This window comes from Pedobacter sp. UYP30 (genome assembly GCF_040547165.1).
Lineage (GTDB): Bacteria > Bacteroidota > Bacteroidia > Sphingobacteriales > Sphingobacteriaceae > Pedobacter.
Genome location: NZ_JBEPPD010000042.1, coordinates 1 through 4,388 on the forward strand (window position 1 = coordinate 1; position 4,388 = coordinate 4,388).

4 protein-coding genes and 1 pseudogene are annotated in these 4,388 nt (G+C 33.9%); 2 read left to right on the forward strand and 3 right to left on the reverse strand.

Going from position 1 to position 4,388, the window contains the following annotated elements:
* Positions 1-863 precede the first annotated feature (863 nt).
* Complete coding sequence (locus tag ABIB40_RS20460) at positions 864-1,832, reverse strand: DUF2806 domain-containing protein (RefSeq protein WP_354361781.1); 969 nt, start codon at positions 1,830-1,832, stop codon at positions 864-866.
* A gap of 648 nt (positions 1,833-2,480) precedes the next feature.
* On the opposite strand from ABIB40_RS20460, the gene ABIB40_RS20465 reads away from it, so the two are divergent.
* Together ABIB40_RS20465 and ABIB40_RS20470 are read left to right on the forward strand one after the other, a co-directional pair.
* On the forward strand, positions 2,481-2,786 hold the full coding sequence (locus ABIB40_RS20465; protein ID WP_354361783.1) for a type II toxin-antitoxin system RelE/ParE family toxin: 306 nt from the start codon (positions 2,481-2,483) through the stop codon (positions 2,784-2,786).
* A gap of 74 nt (positions 2,787-2,860) precedes the next feature.
* Positions 2,861-3,163: a HigA family addiction module antitoxin gene (locus tag ABIB40_RS20470; RefSeq protein ID WP_354361785.1), complete on the forward strand. Its 303-nt coding sequence runs from the start codon at positions 2,861-2,863 to the stop codon at positions 3,161-3,163.
* 262 nt (positions 3,164-3,425) lie between these two features.
* On the opposite strand, the gene ABIB40_RS20475 is transcribed toward ABIB40_RS20470, so the two are convergent.
* Both ABIB40_RS20475 and ABIB40_RS20480 read right to left on the reverse strand, forming a co-directional pair.
* On the reverse strand, positions 3,426-3,944 hold the full coding sequence (locus tag ABIB40_RS20475; RefSeq protein ID WP_354361787.1) for a GNAT family N-acetyltransferase: 519 nt from the start codon (positions 3,942-3,944) through the stop codon (positions 3,426-3,428).
* A 101-nt stretch (positions 3,945-4,045) separates the two neighbouring features.
* Positions 4,046-4,144 (reverse strand): annotated as a pseudogene (locus ABIB40_RS20480) (ATP-binding protein); the annotation flags it as partial.
* Positions 4,145-4,388: the final 244 nt, after the last annotated feature.

Sequence of the window (4,388 nt, forward strand, 5' to 3'; positions counted from 1 at the left end):
TCCAAAAGTGATATGGTAAAAAAGTTAGTGCTAAAGCCAGAACCAAACTGGTGTACTATGCCTCGGAATGTGGTGTACTTTGTTCGGAATAATCAGTCCGTATAGGATATCCGTAAAACTTACTCCCCAAATGCTTTTTTCCAGTTTCTATGCCACTGCGTTTTACTGAGCTAAGCAGGCCTAAGTATGTTCTAAAATATTATTTGGGCAAACTGAAAAGATTGATAGTGTCCAGGCTCAGATTTTACTGGACAGCATAGACTTAGCGGTTAAATTGAACTACAGAATAGTAAATAACATTTTTGCAAATCGCGGGTGGCTTGGAATTAACAAAATAGGGAAAAAATCCAGTGATAAACTTTTTCTAGTTATTCAACACCTGTATAATACTACCAAATTTTACAAATTCTGTAACATTATAAAAAAGCATAAAAAAAAGAAATGTAACTGGGATTTAATATTCGGATTATATGGATAGTTGTAGCGTGTATAAATATGGCTATGAAATTTATGGAAGCAATCACACTTCGAGAAATAACCAAAGAACAAATCATATTTCCTTTGAAAGCTAGTAGAAATGTAAATGCTTTAGGAAGCAAAATTGGACTTAATCCATTCGAATAAAAAAGATTAATCATGTTGTTTTTATCAGCATTATAGATGACGATTACTTTATATACTCCCTATTTATTTTGCAAACCAAAAGTTTTTTCCAAGAAATAGACCGTTTTTTGATAAAGAATGCTTGATTATTAAATTTTAGACGCTATCTCCGATATTAGATATGAAATTATTTATTGATTAAAAAACGGCGGCTAATAGATTAGATTTTATTCCTACTCATAGCATCCCAATTGTATTTCTTAACTATTCAGCTTAAACTTACTGATAACCCACTCCTCAAATTTTGCGTTATATTTTAGGTTATGTGATGAATGAATAACTTTCCGTAATTCAAGTCCAACTTTTGTGAAATTTATAATTGCAACCCGTATTAATTCTCTAGGGGTATCTGCTGTTAATTTTAAAGTATATAGTTTGTCTCCAATTGTAAATGGCATTTTCAAAAGCTGAGGCGGTATTTCTCTCCAAGCATTCAAGTCGTATTGAATCAGTCCTGCATCTTGTAACTGGGTTAGTTCAGAATAACTTAACCCAATAGAAGAAAGGCCATTATTTCCCGGAGAGCCAAGTGGATCAGGAAAAACACATGTCATACCATCACCTAATTCTGGCATCTCAAAACTGATATTACAAAATGACTGAAAAATTGCGGCTGTATTCTGGTCTAATAGAGAAAGAGTTTGAATTGTTTTCGGGCTGAAGGTTCCGGGTTTTCTTATTTCTCCGGAAAGTATTTTTGAAAGAAAAAGCTGAACGTCTTCATTTGATTTTGTTTCGGCAATCCTTGAAAACAATTCCAACCAATCTGGGTCAATTTCGTTTTTAGAATCCTCTTTTGGTTTATTAGCTTTTAAATCGTCCAATGCTAATTGAACTGTTTTTTCTCTATTAATTTGCTCTCGTAATAGTTTAGAGCCAAAATGATTTACTGTTCGATCTATGAGATATTGGTCTTGTCCAAATTCCTTTGCGGCAGCATCAGATGCATTTTTTGTCACAAGTGTTAATGCATTTGCTTCAGTTCTTATTTGTTGAACTTTTGCTTCAAGGTATGCTACAGGAACATCGACCAGCCCCGTGATTAGCCTTCCAACAGATTTCCATAAACTTTTCTTGATTCCTGGAGGTAAAGGTATGTGATCAATATAAGATAGTATGTCACTTGTAGATGGAAAGCTACTGCCATCTTGATTCTCTAATTCTGTCATCTTTTTTTAAAATATAACGAAAAGTTTTAGCAAATTTTTAATTTTAAAAAACAAGATCCGTATCAGCCATAGGCATATACAGAATTATATTCGATCAGTCTAAATAAATTGAAATACCCATACAATTACTATCTCAGCAATATCAATTAATCCTAATCTCTCAAAGAGTATTTAATAGATTTTACAAATATAAAGAACCTCCCTCTAATTTGCTGGTTATTTCCATACTTAAAACACCTTTGACTCTTAAAAACACGCTAGATTCTAATCAATACTATATTCTATAAAGTATTCAAGCGCTTATAAGTGGTTGAAATGAAATTTTAAATGTAGGACTAATATTTATTTAGTGGGTTCAATATAGATGTTTAATTTGAATTTCATCTTAACTTCCGAATTGATTAATCTCATTATACCCCCGTTTTTGTGTAATAGCTCATATCGGATTTTAGTATATTCTATAACATTCATCCAGATGTTTTATCAAAACATTATCATTTTTTGATACTTATCAATTATTGATACTTATCATATTTTGATACATTTAAAGTTTTACTTATAATTGCATCGGATTAGGAATAGTCCTAATTGTAAAACAGTTTAATGAGATCGGAAGGTATGAATGCAAAAAATTTTAAAACGTAATTTATGAAAATCAAGTTTATCGACGAGTATCTAGGTGTACTTGCAGAAAACAAAAACACTGGGAAGATGAAATATCCTGAAGAAGTCGAATTAGGTTTCAAAAAAAGGATTGCCCAGATTAAGCAGGCAAATGGAACTCAAGATTTAAGAGCAATTAAATCTTTGCATTTTGAAAAGCTTAAAGAAAAAAGATATTTAGGCAAATACTCGATTAGAATAAATAAAGCTTTTAGGCTTATATTTTTGATAACCAAAGAGGAACGTCTTGAAGTGATGGAGGTTGAGGAGATCAATAACCATTACGGATAATAACTAATCGCTTTTGCGATTATTGATACTAACCCGCTATGCATTGGGCATAGCGGATTAAAATACTACTAGATATGAATAATCAGGTCTTTAACACTAAAGGTGCTGAAATAGAGATTCAAGCTTTCCACCCTGGAGAGTTTTTATTAGAGGAAATCGAAGAGAGGGAAATCTTAAAAAAAGATTTAGCCCAAGCTTTAGAAATCTTACCTAATAATTTAAGCCTCCTTTTTGCTGGCAAGAGAAACATTTCCGCACAACTCGCAATAAAAATTGGTAAATTTTTGGGAACAAGCGCTGAATACTGGTACGGCATGCAAACAGCTTTTGATTTACAAAAAGCTAGATTGGAAGAACAACAAAAAGAATACGCTTAGTAAAAAGTCCATTATTTATGGACTTTTTATATAGTTAGAAACGTTTCTGAGTGATTACCAATTGGATTCTGATGTTTAAAAAAGTATACCCTGTGAACTCCACCGATAAACTCCCACTATTCTTTATGGCTATTTTGCCATTTCAAAATATAACTATTCTATTTATTTCAAACGTACATTATTAAAATTCCACCGTTAAACGATAAAACTTAGCAGCCTTAATCAGCTTATTTACAGTCTGGTTTGTAAGTCCTTTATTCCATTACAAGATCTTTTTCATCATGATATCGGTCTGTTCCTCCTCACCCAGTTTGAAGTACTTTTGGTCAAACGCTACAAATCCGTTCTTCTCATAAAAGCGGATGGCTCTTGGGTTTTTCTCCCATACGCACAGCCATACAAAATGAAACTTCTGTTCTTCGGCTACCTGCATGGCTTTATTATATAGGAACTGGCCGACTTTCTGCCCGTGATATGCAGCAAGCACATATATACGTTCGATCTCAAGCGATTCATCGTCCAGTGCCGCTGTTTTTGAGTTCCCAGTATTCAGCTTCAGGTAACCGATCACCTGCTCGTTTAACGTGGCAAAGTAAAACTGTGAAGCAATATTACGGACTTCTTCGGTCAGCTTATCTACGAAGAATCCTTCTTCCATATATTTGACCATGTCATTGGTACTGCTAGTATCTGAATTGGTTTGCTCGAAAGTTTGTCTACCTATTTCTGCTAAAGCCTCAATATCATCTAGGGTTACTCTTCTAACCTCTATATTTTCCATTCTATGCTGTTTATGGATATTCCGGACATGTTGACCCCGGTAATGCATGATACTGACCCCCCTGGTGATCTGGCTCATCAGTTTATGATGGCATGACAATTTTACCTTTTTTTTCTTAGACTTTCTCCTTTTAGTTCAACTCTGTAGGAAGTATGTACCATACGGTCCAAGAGCGCATCCGCAATTGTATTCTCACTTATTCCACCCTTTTTTGAGAAATTTAATTTGCTTAAGGAATTTTGGCTTTCGGACAATTTTCGGGATTAAAAGCCTACCCACCTTTTGTAGGGTTTTAGCATTTGCAGGAACAGACGAAAAAAAGTTTTTTAAAATAAGAACAGGAACTTGACCCTGTTCTATACTGACGTAGTGGGTACTTTTCCTTAAATTACACCAACTAAGATTGCCTTGGGCTCAAGGTATTCTTCAAGACCAAATATGCCA